Below are 22,118 nucleotides of genomic sequence, written 5' to 3'. Positions count from 1 at the left end.
TCCTGCTGTCGCAGAAGAGCGGCCTTGCCTTACTTCAAGTTAGTTAACTTCCGTAATGCTGATCGAATCCAGCGTAATCGTTGCGCCATCAGGGAAATCGGCTCCATCCAGATGATTGCCGCCGAGCAGGAACGCCAGCTTGGCATTTTGCTCCGTATCCCCATTTACTGTGAACTGATACGTATACGTATGGTTCGTGGAATCCGGGTTCAACGCTTGCGTGACGAGCAACGCCGAATTGTCCAAACGTAGAATCTCCACTTTGATCTCTTTGCCAGGATTCGCCGCTGCATCGAACTTGAGTTTATACGTCTTGCCGGCTTCCAGCTTCAGACCGTTTTGGTATACTTGCGTCGACCATTTTTCCCAACCGTCGTAGTTCGGGAACAGCACTTGCAACTTGCCGTCCACCACACTGATTTGGGCATCCGAGCCATCTGCTTTATAGACGCTCCAGTTATCGACGTTTGTATCGAAATCGCCGTTCAGCAGTGCGTGGCCTTCAGCCGGAGGCAGCGGCAGCGGATTCACTTCAACGAGGCTCACGTTGTCGAAGTAGACATCGTGGCTGACCGAGACAGGGTTGTTGATCAGACCCAGCATGAAGTTCAAATGCGCTCCGGCGTCATTAACCGGCATCGTGAACAGGTAGCTGTAAGTCGCACCTGTCACCGTAGCGCCAATCGTTTTGTCCAGATATTTCGTGTACGGATCGCCGTTATGCTCGACCACAACGTTTACGTCTCGATTCACGGAAGACCTGATATCGAAGGTCAGCTGATATGCTTTATCCTTCACCAGCGACAAGCCGTTGTGGAACACCTGCGCGTTCCAGTTCTGGCCGCCTGTGCCGCTCACGGAAGCCTTCAGCTCGCCGTCAACCGTTGCAAGGCTGCCGGTTACTTCGCCTGTGTTAAAGAACGAATCCCAGCCTGTGGAGCCGTTATCAAACGTGCCGCTTTGCAGCATGTTCGCATACTGGCGCGCACCTTTTACTTCAACAACTACGTCGTCAATGTAAACGTCGTGAGCCGTCGTAATTGCCGATTCTCCAGCAATTTTGCCGAGGAAGAATTTCAGTGCAGCCGTATCGTCTTTGGTCATTTTGAATTCGAATTTGTAGCGCTGCATATCGTTAGTGAGACTAACGGTTTCATCAAAGAAACGGGTGTACGAAGCATTCTCCAGATCGATCTCCATTTTACGGGCAACCGTCGAACGGGCGGAGAATTCAACCGTATAGGTCATTCCTTTGGACAACGCTACGCCGTCTTGCATAAACATAATGCCCCACGGATCGCCGCCGCCGTTATTGGTTACGGAAACCTTCGCTTCGGAGCCGCTCAGCGCCGCCGTTGCAAAACCGCCGGCATTCACTTCCTGCCAAGGCGCGATGGTGCCGTCGAATCCGCCGTTTGTCAGCGGGAACAGCTTCACGCTTGGATCGATGTAAACGCTCGTTTGAATGAGTTTGATATTATCAAGCAAAATGTTGGAAGCCTGCGCGCCGCCAAGACGAATCACAAACTGTGCTTCTTTATCGGTAGCCGATACAGCCGGGAAGGACACTTTAAATTGATCAAAGTTGCGGCTATTCAGCGTGACGCTTTGCTTGCCGTAAGATACGGCTCCGTCCTTGCTCAGCAGCTCGACTTCAATCGGACGGTCCGCGCCCGTTGAAGCGTCAAGCGTAACATCATAGGTTTGACCTTGCTGCAGTTGAACACCTTTTTGCAGCAATTGCACCGATCCCAGGCTGCTGTCTCCGGCATTGGTCACATTCACCGCCAACCAGCGATCTTGCTCGGATACGGAACCCGTAGCCGTTGCTCCGCCAGAGGTTGTCAGATGCCAGTAGTTCATACGTGTTTGGTCGCCCTGATCGAATGTACCGTTATAGACGCGGTTGCCGTCTCCATCCAGCGGCTCTTTGGCAGCGTCATAGTCTACCGCGATATGATCGATCTCTTCGACGCGGGCATTGCCGATCCAGACCGTATTCGCGTTCAAGCCAGAGTTAAATTCCGTTCTGGCCGCGATGTCCGTGTCCTGTTTCATTTGGAACATCATTTCATAATGCTTGACCTGATCGGTCAGCGAAACGGTGTTGGCTTGCGAATAAGCTGCAAAGCCACGGCTGGCTCCACCCGTCACCTTCACCGTCAGCGGACGGCTTGCCGTCGACTTGGCGTCAAAGCTCAGCTTGTAGAAACGTCCTTTGGCAATCGAAAGTGTATTCAGCAGCTGGACCGAATACGATTGCGAGCCTCCGTTAGTAATGGAAATTTTGGCAAATTTCGTTCCGTTCAGATCGTCGACAGAAACTGAGCCTACGCCGCCTTCACCTTGAAAAAGAGACCAGTAGTCGGTATTCGGTACGCTCGTGTTCGGATCATTCGGATTGTTAAGCAGGTTCGCTACGCCCGGCGCATCTTCCGTCAGGCTGGAGTTGTACAACAAGTTGCCGTCCGGTCTAGGCAGACGCGCATCGCTTGGAAGCGGCTCTTTTACAACACCTGGAGGCGTCGGCTGACGATAAGATTTGCCAACCATGTCGTAGATACGGACATAGTCAACGTTCATCGTATTCGGGAACAGCGAGTCGGCAGGAACAATGCCGCCATCGAAGTTACCGCCCAGAGCCAGGTTCAAAATCAAATGAAACGGCTTGTCAAAAGGTGCCGGATACGTATTGTTCGCAGGCTGATTCAAGCTTTTGCTGTACCAGTCATTTTGCGTTTGATACAGTTGTCCGTCGACGTACCAGCGCATTTCACCCGGTTCCCACTCCAGCGAATACACATGATAATCGGCTACAGTGCCATTGTTCGGGAACTGATAAGCTTTGCCGGTGTACGTATTTCCCGGATACTGCTCCCCGTAGTGAATCGTGCCGTATACCTCATGTGGCAAGCGGCCTTTATTCTCCATAATGTCAATTTCACCGGATGACGCCCATGTACCGTAATCGTTGTCTTCTGGCAGCATCCAGATCGCCGGCCACATGCCGGAGCCTTCCGGCGTTTTGGCTCTGACTTCAATCTTGCCATATTTTTGAGCGTGTTTTCCCATCGTTTTCAAACGGGCCGACGTGTAACCCATGCCGCCATAGCTTTCTTTGCGGGCCGTAATAACCAACTCACCGTTCTCCTGCTTGGCGTTGTCGGTACGGTCGGTATAGTACTCCAGCTCATTGTTGCCCCAGCCACCGCTGCCTGTCCCGATATCGTATGTCCATTTGTTGGAATCCGGCGATCCGGTACCGTCAAATTCATCGGAGAAGCTGAGCTGCCAAATGTTGACCTCGGCTTGCGTCAGCGTAAACTGGCGGAACTTCACAACACGGTTATTCGGATTTACTTGGTAAACCGCCAAATATTTATTGTTCTCCACATCGACGTTCGGAATGTCGTTGCCGATCGTATACGGATCGATCACACCCGCACCGCTTGGCGCTACGGAACCGTTCGCCGGCGTGCTTACTTTTGTATTCGATACTTTGACGATCAGATGATGACCCTCGGGGATTGAACCGGAAAGCTTGGTTGTTTTCGCCTCGCTGCCCGGAGCTGCGGTCACGTTTAATACTGGCATCGAATTCGAATAGCCGCCCGATACCGGAGCGTTTGAACTTTCAGCACCGGAGCCGCCAGGCGTTACCGGCACATCCGAGCCCTTAACCTTCAAGCCACCCGCCTGGTTGTTCGTTTTCTCGATTTTACCGTTGCCTTCAACGCTGGAATCCTTCGCTTTCGGATCGGCGTTCAGCGTTTTCACGACCGTATTGTCGGACAAGGTGACCTTCGTTTTGCTGTTCAGGTTCAATTCGTCGACCGTTCCTGAAATCGATATCAGAGGAGGCGCGTCATTTTCATTTTTTTGCAAGGTGCTGATCTTGCCGAAGCTGCCGGACAAGTCCGCATGATCGATATTCGAATGAATGATGACTTCGCGGAAGCCGTCGCCGCTGACGTCGGCGCTTTCCAGCTTGGCTCCCGAAGAAAGCGTTACCTTGCCAACCGAGCTGGATCCGGTAACGAACAGCCGCACATGATTGTCCTTTTTGTTGACTTCCACTTCGCCGAGCTCGGAGTTCTCGACCGAGATACTATGCTCGCCGCCGCCTTGGATAAACGTTTTCCCTTTAACCGTCACGTGATTCAATTTCACGTCTCCGTCGCCAATTCCCGGAGTCAGATACAAATTGCCGTCAATGACCGTATCCTTTAATACAACGTCGCGATGATTAACAACCACGTTGCCGTCTACTTCGCCTGCTGTCGTTTCAGCGGCATCTTGGCCCAGATAACCGACCAGCCGCTCGGCGAGCGTCATCAGCTGCGCGCGCGTCAGCGTCGCTTCCGGGCGGAACGTGCCGTCTTCAAAGCCTTCCAGATAGCCCAGCGAGCTAAAAGCGGCAATCGCGCTTTGCGTCGCTGCGTCCAATTGGGCCACATCGCTGAACGTGGATGCGCTTCCATCTTGGCCTACAAAACCAAAAATCGCCTGCAGGGCCACTACCGCAGCCGCTCTGCTAAGCGGTGCATCCGGCATCACGTTGCCTTGGGCATCCGCCGTGTAATATCCGGCCTCAAGCGCTTTGGCCATATCCGCGCGATACCAAGCGCCGGCCGCTACGTCGTTGCCCGCCGATGCCGCTTCCGCCTGATAACCGAAGATGCGGTTCATCACCGTTGCGAACTCTGCGCGTGAAATCAATTTCTCCGGACGGATCGTTCCGTCCTCATAGCCTTCTACGATACCCAACTGCTGCCAGTGATTCAGTGCAGCCGAAGCCCAATGCGAGCTTGGCAGGTCGCTGAACGCCTGCGACGCTTGTCCGCCGTCGGCGGCAAAGCCAACGCTGGGAACAACCAGCAGAGAAGCCATGACGAGCGAGACGCTGCGGGTGAGCAAATTCATCTTTTTCTTCATAAATCTTACTTGCTCCTTCCTGAAATAAACGTGTTGAAGCAGCTGTTACGCCGGGTATAAACACCGAACGCAACGGAAAAGCTTTATAGAAAAACTCCGGATGGAGTCCTTCGACATGGAACGACCGCATTTTACGCGGAAGCTGGACATCACAGGATGAAACAGAGAGCAGCCGGCTCGGCTGCCCTCATCCTTTTATCTGGAGGCAGTGTCTACAACCGATCCCGTCGTGCTGTTTTTAATGAAATCACGGTACCAGTAAGCGGTTTTTTTCGGAGTGCGCTTCAGCGTCTCGAAATCGACATGCACCATGCCGAACCGTTTATCATAGCCAAACGCCCATTCGAAATTGTCCAACATCGACCAGATGTAGTACCCGCGCAAGTCGACGCCTTCGGCAATGGCCTGCTGACAGGCCTCGATATGCTTTTTCACATAATCAAGACGCTCGTCATCATGAACCTCGCCTTCCGGCGTTACGACATCGTCGTACACGGCTCCGTTTTCGGTTACAATGATCGGCAGCTTTCCTTCAGTATCGGCCGACAGCCGCTTGAGGATATCGACCAGTCCTTGCGGAGCGATTTCCCAATCCATATGCGTGACCGGCTCGGCCACCTTGACCAGCTCCGTACCGAATGCGCTGTCGCCCTGCTTGACGCGGGCTACCGAATAATAATTGATGCCGAGGAAATCCGTTTTTTGCGAGATGAATTCCAGATCGCCGGGTTGAATGAAGCTCAGGTCGGTCAGCTTGCCGTACAAATCCTGCATGTACTGCGGATAACGCCCCTTGAAGACAGGATCGATGAACCAAGCGTTCAATAGGCCGTCCCACACATGAGCCGCTTGACGGTCTTCCGCCGAATCGCTGGCCGGATACACCTGCGCCACATTCAGTACAATGCCGATCTTGCCGTGCTTCGCCTTGCTTTGACGGAAGCGCTGCACGCCTTCGCCATGCGCCAGCAGCACATTATGAGCCGACTTCAGAAAGGCGGATATATCGGTAATTCCGGGAGCGTGCTCGCCGGTGTAATGTCCGAGATACGAAATAACCCAAGGCTCGTTGATCGTCACCCAATCGTTGATCACGTCGCCAAACTGCTCATACATGTAGGAGCTGAACTCACCAAAGCGCTCCACCGTATCGCGATTCGCCCAGCCGCCCTTTTCTTGCAGCGCCTGCGGCAGATCCCAGTGATACAACGTCAATAGCGGATGAATCTGCTGCTTGTGCAGCTCGTCAACAACCCGTTTGTAGAAATCAAGCCCTTTTTCGTTCGGTTTGCCGGCACCGTCGGGGAAAATCCGCGGCCAGCACACCGAAAAGCGGTACGACTGCATATTCAGTTCTTTTAAAAGCGCGATGTCTTCCTTATATAAGTGGTAGTGATCACAGGCCACCTCGCCGTGATCGTTATTCACAATACGTCCGGGCACTTGGCAAAAGGTATCCCAAATCGATGCCTTTTTGCCGTCCTCGTAAGCGGCTCCCTCAATCTGGTAAGATGAGGTTGCCGTTCCCCATATAAAATCCTGTAAAAAACGACTCATACAGCTCTCCCCACTTGCCCTTGTATTTTGTAGTTCTCCTCCGGCGGCTTACGATTTCACCGCACCGGCCAAAGCACCGTCTACCAGATAGCGCTGTACGAACAGATAAAGAATAATCAGCGGAAGCACAATGATCATGATGCCGCACGCCAGCAGCGGCCACTGGTTCGTGTATTGCCCGTAGAAGCTGAACAGCCCCTTCGTCACCGGCGCATATTTTTCGTTGGACAAATAAATCGTCGGACCGATGATATCGTTCCATGTCTGAATCGCCGTCAGCGTAATGCCTGTCGCCACCACCGGCTTCATCAGCGGGAACACGATGGAGAACAGGAAGCGTCCGTAGCCGCAGCCGTCCATGCCGGCCGCTTCGTCCAAATCTCTCGAAATCGATTTAATGTAACCGACGAACATCATGAATACGATGCCGGTTCCCGTCGTTTTGAGAATCATGTAACCGATCGGATTGTTATACAGATGCATCCATTGAATCATTTTGAACTGCGGAACCATCGGGTTCGGCAGGAAAATCGAAAGCAAGAAAAATAAGTAAATGGCTGAGCTCCATTTGACATAACCCCGGGCAAGCGGGAAAGCAGCAAACAGCGAGAGCAGAACGGTCAGTACAGTAGCAACAGACGTGTACAGCAAGCTGTTCAAGAAGTATTTTTCAAAATTGCCAAGCTGCCAGGCTTTCACAAAATTGCCCAAATGAATGGAGGTGGCCAGAGCGTTCGGACTTAAATTGAACTCCTCCACCGTTTTCACCGATGTGTTCAGAACCAGAAACAGCGGAATCACGTAAAGCGCGATCAGCACCAAAATAACAATATAAGAGGCAATCTGCAGCGTACGATTCACCTTCATTACATCTGCACCTCTCTTTTTCTCAGGTAATACTGGGAAACGATGACGACCACGAACACGAATACGAACTGAATCATAGCAACAGAGGAAGCGTAACCCAGATCAAGGGTGCCGTTAAACGCTGCGTTAAACACGTCCACCGCGAGGGTGTTGGTGTAGAATTTGCCTTGTGTCAGAACAAAAATCGTATCAAAGGTTTGCAGAGCGCCGATCATTGACAACAGAATGTTGACCGTAAAGGATGGAGCGATCAGCGGGAATGTAATATTGCGGAAAGCTTGCCAAGGCGTCGTGCCATCAATATAACCGGCTTCGTACAAGTCTTTTGGAATCGTTTGCAAACCGGCGAGAAAGATCACCATCGAGTAGCCCATGTACATCCAGATTTGCACGAAAATAACGAGCGGGAACGCAGCGTCGTAGCTGCCCAAGAAATTCGAATGCCAGCCGAACAGTCCGATCAATTTTTGCACGGGACCATCCATCGAGTTAAACATCATTTTCCAGATCAAGCCGGAAACCGTAACACCGAGTACAACCGGGAGAAAAAATACCGCGCGGTAAAAGGAATCGCCCTTCAGGCGCTGGTTAATTAATACGGCGACAAACAACGCGATGCCGTTTTGCAAAACCGTAACCGCTGCCGAGAAAACGAGCGTGCGGCGAATCGCGACAAGACGCTCATGCTGGTCAGAGGAGAAAAAGAAACGATGGAAATTGTGCCATCCGACAAAATGCCAATCTTGACCTGGCAAACCGGTCATATTTGTGAAGGAAAACACCACTGTGCCGAGTGACGGCAGCAATCCGAACAGTACATACAAACCCAGGGGAAGCAAAAGAAGCAGCAGTGGCACATGCTTGCCAAACCCTCTTGCGAATGGATACATCTTCACACCTCATTCCAGTCATAGCTGTTTTGTTATAGATTTAGGGCCTGACAAGTTGCTCAGACCCTAAATCAGGTTAAAGGCTTATTCGATTATTACTTCGCTGCGTCCCACTCTTTTTGCGAGAGATCAGCCAGCTCTTGAACGGTTTTGATTGGACCTGCAGGAGCCAGGAACTCAGCATGAACGCTGGATCCAGCTACGTGCTCACCAGCATTGTTACGGTTGATGAAGAGCTGATCCCATGCCAGTTTGAAGCCTTCCATGTTAGGCGTCAGTTCTTTGATGAATTCGCTTTTCAGATCAACGTTCGGTTGAACTGGCAGGAAGCCTACGTCGTTAACGTATTCAGCGTAGTTAGCCGGCTCGGAGAAGAAGCTCAGGTATTGCAGGGCTGCTTCTTTGTTTTTCGATTTTTCGGCAACCATGAACGTCATGTCATATTTACCGGCAAGCGATTTGTTTTGAGCGGCGTCGCTGCTGCCTGGAATCGGGAAGTAACCGAATTTCAGGTTAGGGTTGGCAGCGGCAATCGTTGGAGCGTCCCAAGTACCGTCAGCGATCATAGCTACTTTACCTTGAGCGAACAGACCTGGCAGAGAGCCGTAGTCAACACCCATGAAGCCGTCAACTGCATAACCCATCATTTTTTGAGCTTTCGTCAGGATATCCATCGACTCGGCATCGTTAAACTTGTTGGAACCGTCCCACAAGCCTTTGATGTAGCTCAGCTGATCCTTGTGAACGCTTGCTTGCAGACCTTGAACCGCCAGGTTGATCGGCCAGATGTCTTTGCCGGCGAAACCGATTGGCGCGATGCCTTTCGCTTTCAGCGCGTCGCATACAGCTACGAACTCATCCCAAGTAGTAGGAACTTTCAAGCCATTGTCGCTGAAAATTTGTTTATTGTAGAAGAGACCCGAGAACGCAACCGAACCGGTTGTGATACCGTAGACTTTTCCATTGTAAGTGCCGCCGTCTTTAATCGACTCAGGCGTGTAGTTTTTGATGAATGGTTGGTCGGACAGGTCGGCGATCAGGCCGGCGTCGATCCATTGTTTCCAAGTTGGGTCGGCTGCGCCTTTCGACCAGTCGGCAGGTGCGCCTACCAGAGCGGACAGGTTCGTGATGACGTCAACGTCATTCGCTTGGATACGCGTTTGTTGCAGTTGTTTGAACGTATCGTCGGAAGGAACCGTCGTGTAGTCGATTTTGATGTTCGGGTACTTCTCTTCGAATTTTTTGTTGAATTTGTCAAACCATTTGTTGGCCGCCTCGTTTTTCCAGTGAATCACTTTCAGCGTTACCGCTTTGCCCGAATCAGTTTTCGGCGCGTCGGTTGCAGCTGGCGATGTTGTTGCGCTGCTGCCGGAATCCGTGCTGGTTCCGCCGCAACCGGCGAGAGATGCCGCTACGACTACGGATACGAGTCCTACAGACCATTTTTTAAGCATTTCATTTCCCCCTTGAGTCTTCTTGAGTATTGTTCTGAAATTGTTTCGTCCCACAACCATATTATTACCGAAATTTTCGTAAATGTAAAGTACTTTTTTTAAATACCCTGTACTATTTTTCGTGAAAATATGCGTAATTCCGCTTTCATTCGACAAATTCTGGACCAAGCAGCGAAAAAGCACGAAATCACGCTCGAAAAATATTTCGAGTTAACGTCTGTGTATCCGCTTTCTTCCACGAATACCTACTCTTTGACCTTAAATTTGGACAAATTCACCGACAATCCCTCGGAAAGCCGCTCCAGCTGACGGGCAATATCGACCACCTCGCGGCTCACGAAAAGCTGGTTTTCGGTAAGCGAAGCAACCTCCTCCGTCGATGCCATTGCCTCCTCGGATACCGCGCTGACGCCGCTGATCGTCTCGTTCATCTTCGCCTGAATGCCCTGCAGCGTACCGATATGGGCAGACACCAGCTCCAGCTGGCTCTTGTACTCGCCCATTCGCTGCTCGACCTGCTGAAAAATCGTGCCGGACTCGCGCACCGCGCTGATTTGCCGCGCAAACAGCGGCCGGGCCCGCGTCAGCACGCCCACCGTGCCGTCCACCTCCTGCTGGATATTGAGCGTGAACTGCTCGACGACCTTCAGCGACTCCTTGGATTGATCGGCCAAACTGCGAATTTCGTTCGAAATGACAGCAAATCCTTTGCCCGCCGCGCCGGCCCGCGCCGCTTCAATATTGGCATTCAACGAAAGCACATTCGTTTGCTGCGAAATATTTTTCAGCAAATCGACGATGCTGCGAATCGACTCCGCGCTTGCCTTGAGCGATTCCACCTTTTCCGCCATTTCCCGCGTCATCTGATCCGTCTGCTCGGCATGGCCGACGACCTCCAGCAAATAGCGCACGCCAGCTTCGCTTGAAGACTGCACTTTGTCCGCCAGCCGGTGCATCTCTTCATTCGCTTCCACCACATCGTGAATCTTGTCGTTGATCGTCAAGCTCATATTGTTGCTCGTCTCGGCCTCCTGCGCCAAATGCGACGTGCCGTCGGCAATTTGCCCCATCACCAGCGACACCTCTTGCGCGGTATGCGCCGTTTTCTCGGAAACCTCCGTAAGCTGTGCCGACATCTCCAGGACCTGATTCGCCGAACTGCGGGTATGGCTAAGCAGCTCGTTGATTTTCGTCATCATCCGGTTAAAGCTGTCGCTAAGCTGGCCGATCTCGTCATTGGATACGAAGCTGGCGCGAACGCTCAAATCGCCTTCCTCGCCGGAACGCATCAGATTGCGCAGCCGGACAAGCGGCTTGCCGAACATCCGAACCGCAACGTTGCCGATCACCAAAGCGAAAACGCCCGAAACCAGCGCAATCACCAGCGTTGCGTAGAAGATACTGTCCATATCCTTCAGCGTTTCGCTCACCGGCACGAATCCGAGCACGCTCCAGCCGGTACGCTCCGACGGCGAGCTGACCGTGAGAAAGGATCGTCCGTCCTCGGCGTCCTGATACGCAACGCCTCCGTCTGCCTTCACCTTGAAAGGCGACGGCGTGCCGATCTTCTCCTGTTCCTTCTGGTAAATCGTATTGCCGTCCGCTCCTACAATCGTCACAGCGCTATCCGTGCCCAGGTCGATCCCGCCGAGCTGCTGCTCCAGCACCTTCGTATTGACCTCAACGACCACCACAACCGACTTGTTCGAATAATAATTCGTAAACACCTTGCCGACCGCAATCACCGGATGCCCGGTTTCGTAAATATGCCCTTGCGGATTCGTCGCCAGCCAAATCGGCTTATCCTTGGATTCCAGCATGGCGTGATACCAGCCCAGCTCGTTCAGACCGGCACGCGGGACCGTCCCCGGCAAGTCGCCGCCTTCGAACACCATGTCCGGCATGTCCTCGGGAATGATCGAGATGCTGTCGATGCCCGGCAGCGTCAGCCGGCTGCTGCGCAGCGAAGCCTTCACTTTGTTCAGATTGGTAATGATGCCAACTGCGCTCGTCTCTTTTTTCTCGAAAATCAGCTTGGCATAATCCTGAATCTGCGAGTTCGTTCCAGTTTGCAGCACCAGACCCTCATACAATTGGAACAAGATGTCCAGCTTTTGCGTCGCCTCCTGGATCGTCTGCTGCGTGGCTTCGGCATATTTCGACTTGACGACGGAGCCGGATATTTGATACGACGTAATCCCCGATACGCCTACAAACAGCACGATGCTGACGAAGAACAGCAAAAACAGCTTCTTGCCCACCGAATTCAGCAAGCCCGGCCAACGCCAGCGCCCGCCGCGCCGCACCGCTTGCAGCAGCTCCCGCGCCTTGCTTCTCCCAGGAATGCTCTTCGGAACCACCTTCGACTTCTTCATGTTGTCCCCTCACTTTTAGATGGTGTAAAAAGGAAAGAGAGCCCGGCGCGATCCGCGCAATAGTCTCTCTTCACCGGCCGCTTCCGTCGCCCCTCAACCGACATGATTGTGGAGAGACGCAGAACGCAGCATGCTTATTTTACCCCATTATCGGCGAAAATTTCGTTGTTGTAAAGGTGGATTTTTCGAAAGTTTTCATAAATTTTAGCAGAACGTACTATCATTGAAAAAATTAACGGTGGTAATGTCTGCCATGTACATGCACTTTGATTTGCTTTTTAGGTGTTTTATTGCGTTATATTATGTTTTTTTGCTGTTTTTTCGTTTTCAGGCACAAATTCAATTGACGAAATTGCTCAATATGATAATATAAAATTAACGAAAACTTTCATTAAACGAAAAAGCTTTCGGAGACAGAACGAGGTGAGCATTATGAAAATTACAATTAAGGAAATTGCCAAGCTGGCCGGCGTCTCCATATCGACGGTATCGAAAATTTTAAACAACTACGACGACGTCAGCGAAGAGACCAAGCAGCGCGTCATGAAAATTATTGAGGAGCATCGCTATCAGCCATCCTTTTCCTCGCGGGCTTCCGCGGCGAAAAAGTCCAATTTGATCGGCGTCATTTACGCCGGCAAGGTGAATGCGGAATTCAATCATCTTTTCTTTATAGATGTCATCAACTCCTTCAAGAAACGAATCGGCCTGCTTGGCTACGATCTTATTTTCTTTTCCAACGAAAAGTTTCATAGCGCCGGCGAGGACTACTTGGCCCGCTGCAACTATTATCAAGTCGACGGCTGCGTGCTGATCAACGGCAATGAGCTGGAGCCAAGCATCAGCGAGCTGGATCAAAGCGACATTCCATGCATCGGCATCGACCTGGAGCTCAAGGGCAAGCGTTCGGGCTTCATCATGTCGGACAATTCGAAAATCGCTTACAAGGTCGTCGAGCAGTTTTACCTTCAGGGCTACAAGGAAATCGGCTTCCTCGGCGCAACGATGAGCCCGATTTCCAAGATGCGCGAGGAATCGTTCAAGCAAGCGATGCAAAATTTCGGCTTGACCATCAACGACAACTGGTTCGCCAACGGCTCCGATTTCTTTGAAGAGAGCGGCTACACGGCGATGAGCAGCATCTTGCAGCAGGGACCGCCGCCAACCGCCTTGTTCGCAGCATCCGATCTTCTGGCGATCGGCGCGATGCGCGCACTGAAGGAACACGGCTATTCGACGCCTCACGATGTCGCGATTATCGGCTGCGATGACATTGAAGCTTGCAAATATATCGATCCGCCGCTGACGACAGTACGCCAGGACAAGGAAAAAATCGGCTTGCTGGCAGCTTTGATGCTATTTGATCTGATCAACAATCAGCTTTCGTCGAGCTCGGTCATGGTGGAGCCGGAGCTGATCATCCGCCAAACCTGCAACCTGCAGGTCGAACCGTTATAATTCGGCCGCTCGCCAGTGAATCGGGACATGGCTTTCTCCCTATACGAATTTCGGGCACGCCAAAAAGGACTGCTCTTGCCGTTTATTACCGGCAGGCGCAGTCCTTTTTGCGCGTAGTTCGGCTCTGGCCTGCTTAGGCAGAACCCTCGAAAGCCTGATTTGTAGCTGCTTGGCGCGGCTCGTCAAGCCGAGCTTCTGCCCCCGGCAGCAAGCGACGCCCGCCGACGCCTCGGCGGAGGCAAAACTCGCCGCCTACCCCTCAGCCGCCCGCGCCGCTGACTTAGCGGACCGCTTGCGTCAGTTCAATGGCATACACGCCGCCCGGGAATACATCCAGCTCCAGCTGTCCGTCGCCGAAAGCATACTTGCCGTATGGCAGCTGCAGCTCGAAGCCGCCGTCCTCCCGCACCACCGCGCTGTAGCGCTTGCCTGTTTGCAGCTCGCGGATCTCAAGCCCCCCGCTGCCGCCCGGAGCGACGCCGCTCACGGAGCCCGTGCCGGACATGTCGCACATCAGCCACAACCAGCGGGACGAAGGATGCACCCATACCTCTTTATAATTGTAGCAATTTTGCACCGGCCAATACGGCTCGTCCGTATTGCGCTTTGTCTGGATGCCGACCGGCAGCGAGCCGACAATATCGCCGGACATCGCGGTATACTGCGGCGCATAGTCATAACCTTCCCCGTACATGAGACTTTGCGCAAACGGATTGGCGCCTACGGTCCATTCTAGCTGCTTTTGCGCCAGTTCGTACAAAGAACGATCGCCGCGCAAACGTGCCGCATACGAAATCGCCTTGGCATTGGACAATACGACGCCCAGATTGCCGCGGAAATCACCCCAAATCGGGAATCTCTTCAAATAAAACTTGTCGCTCAAGCGAACGCCTGCGCGAATCTGCTCCTGATAATCCGGATTGTCCGTCTCGTCCAGCGAATAAATCGAATTCGGCAGCATCCAGTACGGAGCCATATATTCAGCCGTTTTCTTGACAAAATCCGCATAAAGTCCAATCGCGGCATACCAGCGCGGCTGATCCTCATGCTGCGGAAGCAACTCGCACAAAGCGCCAAGCGCCAGAATCGGCGCCTGATCGTGCCCGCGGTGATGGTAGTGAACGAACTGACCGGAACCAGGCTTTTTATAGAAAAATCCGTTCAGCGGCACTTCCCACTCCGGCAGCTCGACCTGCTGGCAATCCATCACGAAACGCGCCAGCTCCACCGCCTTGTCCAGATACACCTGCTCGCCGGTCGCCTTGAACAACTCGGCAGCCGCTTGGACCGCAGACGACGCCAGCAGCACATCCCATTCCTTGACCTGCTCCAGCGCAAAGCCCCAATCCTGAACCGCCGTCCGCAGGCAGTAATCGGCAAGAATCCGGTCGTGCGGCCCATACATCTTGTACGCCAGCGCCTGCGACGCCGCAGCCGTGAAGTTCGAGAACGGATCATTTTTCGCCTCGCTTTGCTCGTCGTCCGCAGTGCCGAAAATACCGTCGGTCCACAAATCCATCGTCGCCCAGACCATCCGGTAGCCGTCGCCAAAACGCGTGCGCAGCATCCAGTCCAGCCCCCATTGCGCTTCTTCCAGCAGCCGCTCGTACAGCCCGGCATCCGTGCTTTGCACATGCTGCGCCAGCGCCAGCATCGCATATACCGCTTCAGCTGTATTCACCAGCCCTTGCGACAAATCGCCGGCATCGTGCCAGCCGCCATTGATGACCATACTATGCTCGCCATGCGTGCCCAGCCAATCGCGGTGGCAAACGCCATGTATGCCCGGCACCTCCGTACCGCACCTTTCACAATAAAAGAAATTAATCGACTTCCAGATGCTGTCTTCCCAAGGCGTGGCGGAAATCGCAAACTCCCGGCTGGTGATGTCGCCTGCCCGCAGCACATACGTCCCTGGCTCCGCGTATGCCGTAAAGTCCAGAATCTGGAAAGTTCCCGTTGCCGTTGTTTCATTCACAATCGGTCCCGTGAATACCGCAGCTCCGTCCGCCGCTTGCGCCAGCTCGAAGCTTTCGGCAGCCACGCCACTGGCAATCGCCTGCTTTAGACCGTGCACGTCATACCCCGAATGGGAAAAAGCAATCTGGCCCGGCGCAACCTGCCAGCCTTCGTTATGATCGGGATCAACCAGTTGCAGCTCGACCCGATTGAAGTCGAAAGCCACCGTCGTCGCGGCTCCGACATCGCTGCCCTGAAGCCGGTACGCCAGCTCCAGGCCTGTCACGCGTTCACGCGGCAAATGCTCGATCTCCCACACAATTTGATTCCACTTGTCAGGCTCCAGCATCACGTAATTAATGCCTTCACGCTTGTATTTATCCGGGCTGATCAGCTCGCCTTCGTTATGCAGCGTTACTTCCAGCACAATCTTGCGAAAGCCCGGCAAATCCGGATAGACCCAGAACGAAATGCGATTCATCTCCGTCCAGTCCTCACCGTCAAATTTCAAAAAAGCCTGCGCCTTCCCGTAGGATCGGCCCGGCGCCTCCGTTTGGTATGATTTATCTGAAAGGGTAGCCGAAGAAAGCCGCACGGCATGACGTCCGTCCAAGCTGCGCTCCTCAGTCAGCCCCAACTCGCCAAGTCCCTGATGCTCCCAGCGGTCAAGGTGTTCGCCCGCATCGAGCAAGCGGCTTTTGTGCACAGGCTTGTGCAGCCAACGGTGTACAGCGGTAGCGGTTTCATCAATCGGCAGCGGAATCCGCTTGCCGAATTTCATTTGCTGGTATTGTTCGCGATTGGCCATCGTTCAAGTTCCTTTCTATGGTGAAATATAGACGCCGAAAGCTCGCCCCAAATTTTAGTCGGCCTTTGCCGACTATTACATCTAATATATTTCGTAACCCAAGCTTTAGTCAAGTAAATAACTAAAAGTTTTCGGACATTTTCGCTATCTCTTCTTCCAAACATTCTTTACATCGTTAATTAATTCGCCGTTTTTCGCACTTATACTCATGCAAAAATGCTTTTATCATGCAATTTACAAGCGTTTCAAAGCATATCTCGTCCAATATTTCAGCATTATCGCAAAAATCCAGAAATCGAAAATTTTCGTTCACGATTTTCATTGACGTCCGAATTTTTTCGTAATAGTATGTAGTGGAGCGCTCGGTGAAAAGCGCTTTCAAGGAAAATTTTAGGGAAGGAGGCGTTGTCTTTTTATTAGCTTCTGTCCACCGCATCTGACTATTTAGGAGGTATAAACTCATGGCTTCATGGAAAAACAAAATGCTTTCCCTCGGCTTATCCGCAGCAATGACCGTCTCTATGCTCGCTTCTATCGCAGGCGTCGCTTCGGCCGCTACGGTAACTGTAGGCGCAGGCAGCTACACCAACACGCTTCCGGCGGGAGCAACCGGCCCGCAAAGCACCATTTATAAAACCAGCAGCGTCACCGGCGCCGTACCTACCAACGACTGGTGGAGCTCTCTGGCCTGGAAGCAATACTCTGACGTGATGTTCCCGCATCCGTTCGGCATTCAAGCCAAAGCAGACGGCCTCGGCGTCAGCTATCCGGTGCAATCGGCATCCGCCGACGCCATGTTCGGCGCTTATTCCCTTGACTTCACGCTCGGTTCGAGCGCATCCAGCTCCTTCCCCGACACGCGTCTGGACGGCTATTCCGACTGGACCGTCTCCATGCTGTGGAACAACGGCGGCGGCGGCACCATGCGCGTTACCAGTGGTCACGGCGTGCCGTATCTGTACGCTACTTATGCCGGCGGCAATCCCAAGCTGACATTCAGCTCCACGCCTACTGTCTGGTCTGGCTCCGCTTCCAGCAACGTGCTCGGCGTTACCGTAAACGGTCATCACTACGCCTTGTTCGGCGCAACCGGCACGACCTGGTCCGGAATCGGCTCGGCTACGCTGACCAACAATCTGGGCGGCAAAACGTATTTCTCCGTAGCCGTATTGCCCGATAATACGACGGCAACGCTCAACGCTTTTAAAACGTATGCCTACTCATTTATCACCGATACGCAAACAAGCTATTCCTACAACGCTTCGACCAGCAAAGTTACGACAACTTACAACGTAACCACATCGGCCAAAGAAGGCACGCAAACCGGAACGATTTTCGCCCTCTACCCGCACCAGTGGAAAAACAGCTCCAACTCGCTGTTGTCCTACACGTACAATAGCGTGCGCGGTACGATGAAAACGCTCTCCGGCAGCTCCTTCTCCACCACAATGACGTATCAGGGCATTCTGCCGTACCTCCCGGCTGTCGGCAGCTACAACGCCTCGACGCTGAATAGCCAAATCGAAGCGGTTCGCACCGAAGCGAATCATACGGTAGGCGCTACAGACACCTACTGGCTGGGCAAATATCTCGGTCGGATCGCCAACCTGCTGCCGATCGCTCAACAAGCGGGCAACAGCGCCGCGGTCAGCAACTTCGAATCGTATCTGGAAAATACGCTGAGCAGCAACTTCAACGCCTCCGGCAAAAGCAACAACCTGTTCTATTACGATGGCAACTGGGGCACACTGATCGGTTATCCGGCCAGCTACGGCTCGGATGGCGAATTGAACGACCACCATTTCCACTATGGCTATTGGGTGCGCGCAGCGGCTGAAGTCGCCCGCAACAATCCGACGTGGGCTTCGCAATCGAACTGGGGCGGCATGGTCAACCTGCTGATCAAAGATTTCGCCAACTGGGACCGCACCGATACGCGTTTTCCTTATCTGCGCAACTTCGATCCTTATGCCGGCCACTCTTGGGCCTCCGGGGATTCGCCGTTTGCTGACGGCAACAATCAGGAGTCGTCGTCCGAAGCCATCAACGCATGGGAAGCGATGATCCTGTGGGGCCAAGCAACAGGCAATACGACCATTCGCGATCTCGGCATTTCCCTGTACACCACTGAAGTTAATGCCATTAATGAATACTGGTTCAACACCAGCGGCACGAACTTCAAATCCGGCTACAATCACAACTACTCGTCGATGATCTGGGGCGGCAAAAGCGTTTACGCGACCTGGTTCTCGGCCGATCCGCAAGCCATTCGCGGCATCAATATTTTGCCGGTTACCGGCGCCTCTATGTATCTCGGCTACAACCCGACTTATTCGCAATCATTCATCAACCAGCTGCAAACCGAACGCGGCAACAACAACTGGAACATGTGGCCGGACATTTTCTGGGAGTATCAGGCGCTCTACGACGCTACCGGCGCGATTGCTCTTTACAATGCCAACACGGGCTATACGCCAGAGGACGGCGAAACGAAAGCGCACACGTACAGCTTCCTCTACAACATGCAAGCGCTTGGCCAAGTCGATACCAGCGTAACGGCAAACGTACCAACCTACGGCGTATTCAAAAAAGGCTCCACACGCAACTACGTCGCTTACAACGCCGGCACATCGGCGATCACCGTGACCTTCTCCGACGGAAAAACCTTGTCCGTACCGGCTGGTCAAATCGCGACTTCGATCGGCTCGACCGGCTCGACCGCTCCGGCGATTACATCGCTTAGCCCGACTTCCGGACCTGTAGGCACAAGTGTCACCATCAGCGGCTCCAACTTCGGCAGCACGCAAGGCAGCTCCACAGTGAAATTCGGTTCGACCACAGCAACAATCACCAGTTGGTCGGCCAGCTCCATTGTAGCCAATGTGCCGACAGGACTGTCTGCAGGCAGCACAAACGTAACCGTCACTACAAGCGCAGGCACCAGCAATACGTCCGCGTTCACCGTAACGGCCGCTTCCAGCCCGGCGATCAGCTCACTGAGCCCAACCTCCGGACCTGTAGGCACAAGCGTGACCATCAGCGGCTCCAACTTTGGCAGCACGCAAGGCAGCTCCACAGTGAAATTCGGCTCGACTACTGCAGCTGTAACGAGTTGGTCCGCCAGCTCCATTGTCGCCACAGTTCCGTCCGGTTTGGCTGCGGGCAGCGCCAATGTAACCGTCACGACAAGCGCAGGCACTAGCGGCGCCGCGGCGTTTACCGTCACTGCCGTATCCGGCGACTTCAGCGTCAGCATCACCAAATCGGGCAGCAATGCCATCTTCACCTTCACGCCAACTGCATCGGGCGTAGCGACAACAGCACCGATCATCCATTTCCAAAGCACGGCTCTGTATGGCGGCGCTCAGCAGAACGTCTATATGAACGCAGGCTCCGGCGGCACATGGACTTACACCGTCACAGGTCTGAGCACAGGCAACGTGGTCAAATATTCGTTCACGTACAATAAAAACGGGATTCAGCAGCCGGAAAGCGCACAACAAACCTTTACATTCTAATTTTAAAATGACCGGGAGGTCTGTCCATGTCCAACCTGCTTCAATCCCTGCTGCCCGCTTATCGCCGCAACCGGATTCACCTGCTTTTATGCGCCCTGTTGATTCTAGCGCTTGTGATCACCCTGCTGATTCCGACCTTGCAGAATCCGCCGCTAGCCCATGCGTCCGCACCAGCTGTGCCGTCGGGGTGGACCAACGTGTTCACCGATGACTTCACCGGCGCGGCCAACACCGGCGTCAATACGTCCGACTGGCAATACGACCTCGGCACCAGCTATCCGGGCGGCGCAGCCAATTGGGGAACCGGCGAAATTGAAACGATGACCAACAGCACCGCCAACGTGTTCCAGGACGGCTCCGGCAACCTTAACATCAAGCCGATCCGCGCTTCGAACGGCACATGGACCTCCGGCCGCATCGAAAGCAAATCCAGCAGCTTCCAGCCCCCTGCGGGCGGCATTATGCACGTTGAAGCACGCATTCAACTGCCCAACGTCACAGGAGCTGCCGCACAAGGCTACTGGCCGGCTTTCTGGATGCTTGGCGCTCCGTTCCGCGGCAACTATACCAACTGGCCGCAAGCGGGTGAAATCGACATCATGGAGAATGTCAACGGTGTCAACACGCTATACTCCACCCTCCACTGCGGCGTGAGCCCAGGCGGGCCGTGTAATGAAACGACGGGAATCGGCGGCAACAAAAGCGGCGTCTCGCCGACCCTGCAAGCCGGCTTCCACACCTATGCCGTGGAGTTCGACAAAAGCGTTTCTCCGCAGCAGCTACGTTACTACCTGGACGGCGTTAATTTCTTCACCATCAATGCCAATCAAGTCGACTCCACGACTTGGAACAACGCTACCAATCACGGCTTCTTTATCATCCTTAACGTAGCGATTGGCGGCGGCTGGCCGGGCAACCCGACAAGCTCCACGACCTCCGGCGCGGCCATGAAAATCGACTACGTTCAGGTTCGCACGAAAGCCGGCAGCGGCACAACGACGCCAACGCCTACACCGACGCCTACACCGTCGCCAAGTGCAGACTATACAGTGACCGTGACCAAATCGGGCAGCAACGCAACGATTAAGTTCACTCCGGCTTCCGGCGTAGCGACAACCGCACCGATTCTGCACTTCCAATCGTCAGCGCTGTTTGGCGGCGTGCAGCAAAACGTCTACATGAACTCCGTATCAGGGGGCTGGTCGTACACGATTGGCGGCTTGAGCACGGGCAACGTCGTCAAATATACGTTCACCTATACCAAAAACGGCGTCCAGCAACCGGAAACCGCGCAGAAATCGTTCACCTTCTAAAAAGCAGGCTCTGCACCAAGCAACATGCCGAGCTCTCCATGCAGCCGCCTTTCTCCAGGATGGGGAAAGGCGGTTTGTTAGTTGATCAGCTAAGACTCGCTTCTCGCTCGATCCAGTAGCAAGCGCGGCCCGTCGCCAGCTCCAGTCCGGTTTCGGTTTCAACGGCTGTACAACGGCCAAGCAGCGGAATTTCAAAGACCTCCTCCGGCAAAGGGCTTTTTACCGGACCTGCCTCGCCTTGCGTTTCCGTCCACCCTTGACCATGCAAAATGAGCTCATGCGCGCTCTCGTATGCATCGACGGGCTCCTCGCGATGCCGCAGCTCTACGCGCTGCAGCCGGATGCCGATCCGGTCCATGTCCCTTTGCTCGCCTTTGCGGATATACAATACACGGCCCACCTGCCCCTGCAGCCAAGCTTCGACTTCCTGGATTACCGTGCGGCTTCCCGGATCGTTCATCACAGTAAAACCGGATGGGCTCACGTGCTCCATTCCGGATGTTGTCTGGTTTGTATTCATAGGCGTATCCTCCTGCTTCTCTTAGCTTGCACGCAGCTACCTATTCAGTATGAGCCTTCCACTCCGCCTTTATGTGCGACGTCGGGCAGACTGCATTTCGGAAACCTTGTCTGCAAGAGCAACAAATTGCAAAAAAAGAAGCCCTTCGAGCATCAGCTCAAAAGGCTTCTTTATCGTCTGCTTGGCAACGTTCTACTCTCCCGGAACCCTGCGGCTCAAGTACCATCGACGCTGGAGGGCTTAACGGTCGTGTTCGAGATGGGAACGCGTGGGTCCCCTCCGCCATCATCACCAAACAGTCAGTCCAATACCTTACGGTATTCCCTGAAAACTAGATACGAAACAAGTCGTTGTGTTACGCGTGAGTGTTGCTTGTGTTGTGGTTAAGCCCTCGACCGATTAGTATTCGTCAGCTCCATACCTTACGGCACTTCCACCTCGAACCTATCTACCTCGTCGTCTTC

11 protein-coding genes and 2 rRNA genes are annotated in these 22,118 nt (G+C 53.6%); 3 read left to right on the top strand and 10 right to left on the bottom strand.

All coding sequences use genetic code 11. From position 1 onward, the window contains the following. Window positions 1-39: 39 nt before the first annotated feature. The 6 genes from B5M42_RS21070 to B5M42_RS21045 form a co-directional block, all read right to left on the bottom strand. Window positions 40-4,935 carry a carbohydrate binding domain-containing protein gene (locus B5M42_RS21070; RefSeq protein ID WP_134756565.1) on the bottom strand — a complete coding sequence of 1,632 codons (4,896 nt, stop codon included), beginning with the start codon at window positions 4,933-4,935 and terminating at the stop codon, window positions 40-42. Window positions 4,936-5,130: 195 nt separating this feature from the next. Continuing rightward, window positions 5,131-6,492: a GH1 family beta-glucosidase gene (locus B5M42_RS21065; RefSeq protein ID WP_134756567.1), complete on the bottom strand. Its 1,362-nt coding sequence runs from the start codon at window positions 6,490-6,492 to the stop codon at window positions 5,131-5,133. 48 nt (window positions 6,493-6,540) lie between these two features. Continuing rightward, window positions 6,541-7,359: a carbohydrate ABC transporter permease gene (locus B5M42_RS21060; protein WP_134756569.1), complete on the bottom strand. Its 819-nt coding sequence runs from the start codon at window positions 7,357-7,359 to the stop codon at window positions 6,541-6,543. Then, window positions 7,359-8,249, bottom strand: coding sequence for a carbohydrate ABC transporter permease (locus B5M42_RS21055; RefSeq protein ID WP_134756571.1), 891 nt, complete (start codon window positions 8,247-8,249; stop codon window positions 7,359-7,361). Before B5M42_RS21055 ends, B5M42_RS21060 begins: the two co-directional genes overlap by 1 nt. 95 nt (window positions 8,250-8,344) lie before the next feature. Further along, window positions 8,345-9,703 carry an ABC transporter substrate-binding protein gene (locus B5M42_RS21050; protein ID WP_134756573.1) on the bottom strand — a complete coding sequence of 453 codons (1,359 nt, stop codon included), beginning with the start codon at window positions 9,701-9,703 and terminating at the stop codon, window positions 8,345-8,347. Window positions 9,704-9,948: 245 nt separating this feature from the next. Further along, on the bottom strand, window positions 9,949-12,078 hold the full coding sequence (locus tag B5M42_RS21045; RefSeq protein ID WP_134756575.1) for a methyl-accepting chemotaxis protein: 2,130 nt from the start codon (window positions 12,076-12,078) through the stop codon (window positions 9,949-9,951). 432 nt (window positions 12,079-12,510) lie between these two features. Here B5M42_RS21045 and B5M42_RS21040 point away from each other — a divergent pair, with 432 nt between their 5' ends. After that, on the top strand, window positions 12,511-13,536 hold the full coding sequence (locus tag B5M42_RS21040) for a LacI family DNA-binding transcriptional regulator (protein WP_209280782.1): 1,026 nt from the start codon (window positions 12,511-12,513) through the stop codon (window positions 13,534-13,536). Window positions 13,537-13,816: 280 nt separating this feature from the next. On the opposite strand, the gene B5M42_RS21035 is transcribed toward B5M42_RS21040, so the two are convergent. Next, a complete protein-coding gene (locus B5M42_RS21035) occupies window positions 13,817-16,303 on the bottom strand; it encodes a glycoside hydrolase family 9 protein (protein WP_134756577.1) in 2,487 nt (828 codons plus the stop codon). Window positions 16,304-16,764: 461 nt separating this feature from the next. Between B5M42_RS21035 and B5M42_RS21030 the strand changes: the two genes are divergently transcribed. Together B5M42_RS21030 and B5M42_RS21025 are read left to right on the top strand one after the other, a co-directional pair. Then, on the top strand, window positions 16,765-19,821 hold the full coding sequence (locus B5M42_RS21030) for a glycosyl hydrolase (RefSeq protein ID WP_134756579.1): 3,057 nt from the start codon (window positions 16,765-16,767) through the stop codon (window positions 19,819-19,821). 26 nt (window positions 19,822-19,847) lie between these two features. Further along, window positions 19,848-21,134, top strand: coding sequence for a glycoside hydrolase family 16 protein (locus tag B5M42_RS21025; protein WP_134756581.1), 1,287 nt, complete (start codon window positions 19,848-19,850; stop codon window positions 21,132-21,134). An 85-nt stretch (window positions 21,135-21,219) separates the two neighbouring features. On the opposite strand, the gene B5M42_RS21020 is transcribed toward B5M42_RS21025, so the two are convergent. The 3 genes from B5M42_RS21020 to B5M42_RS21010 form a co-directional block, all read right to left on the bottom strand. Beyond that, window positions 21,220-21,654: a hypothetical protein gene (locus tag B5M42_RS21020; RefSeq protein ID WP_134756583.1), complete on the bottom strand. Its 435-nt coding sequence runs from the start codon at window positions 21,652-21,654 to the stop codon at window positions 21,220-21,222. Between the two features lie 179 nt (window positions 21,655-21,833). Then, a 5S ribosomal RNA gene (gene rrf, locus B5M42_RS21015) occupies window positions 21,834-21,950 on the bottom strand. An 83-nt stretch (window positions 21,951-22,033) separates the two neighbouring features. Further along, window positions 22,034-22,118 (bottom strand): 23S ribosomal RNA (locus B5M42_RS21010); the annotation flags it as partial.

Source organism: Paenibacillus athensensis (genome assembly GCF_004514475.2).
Lineage (GTDB): Bacteria > Bacillota > Bacilli > Paenibacillales > NBRC-103111 > Paenibacillus_AL > Paenibacillus_AL athensensis.
The sequence above is the reverse complement of the archived record's forward strand: the minus strand, read 5'-3'. Positions and strand labels throughout refer to the sequence as shown.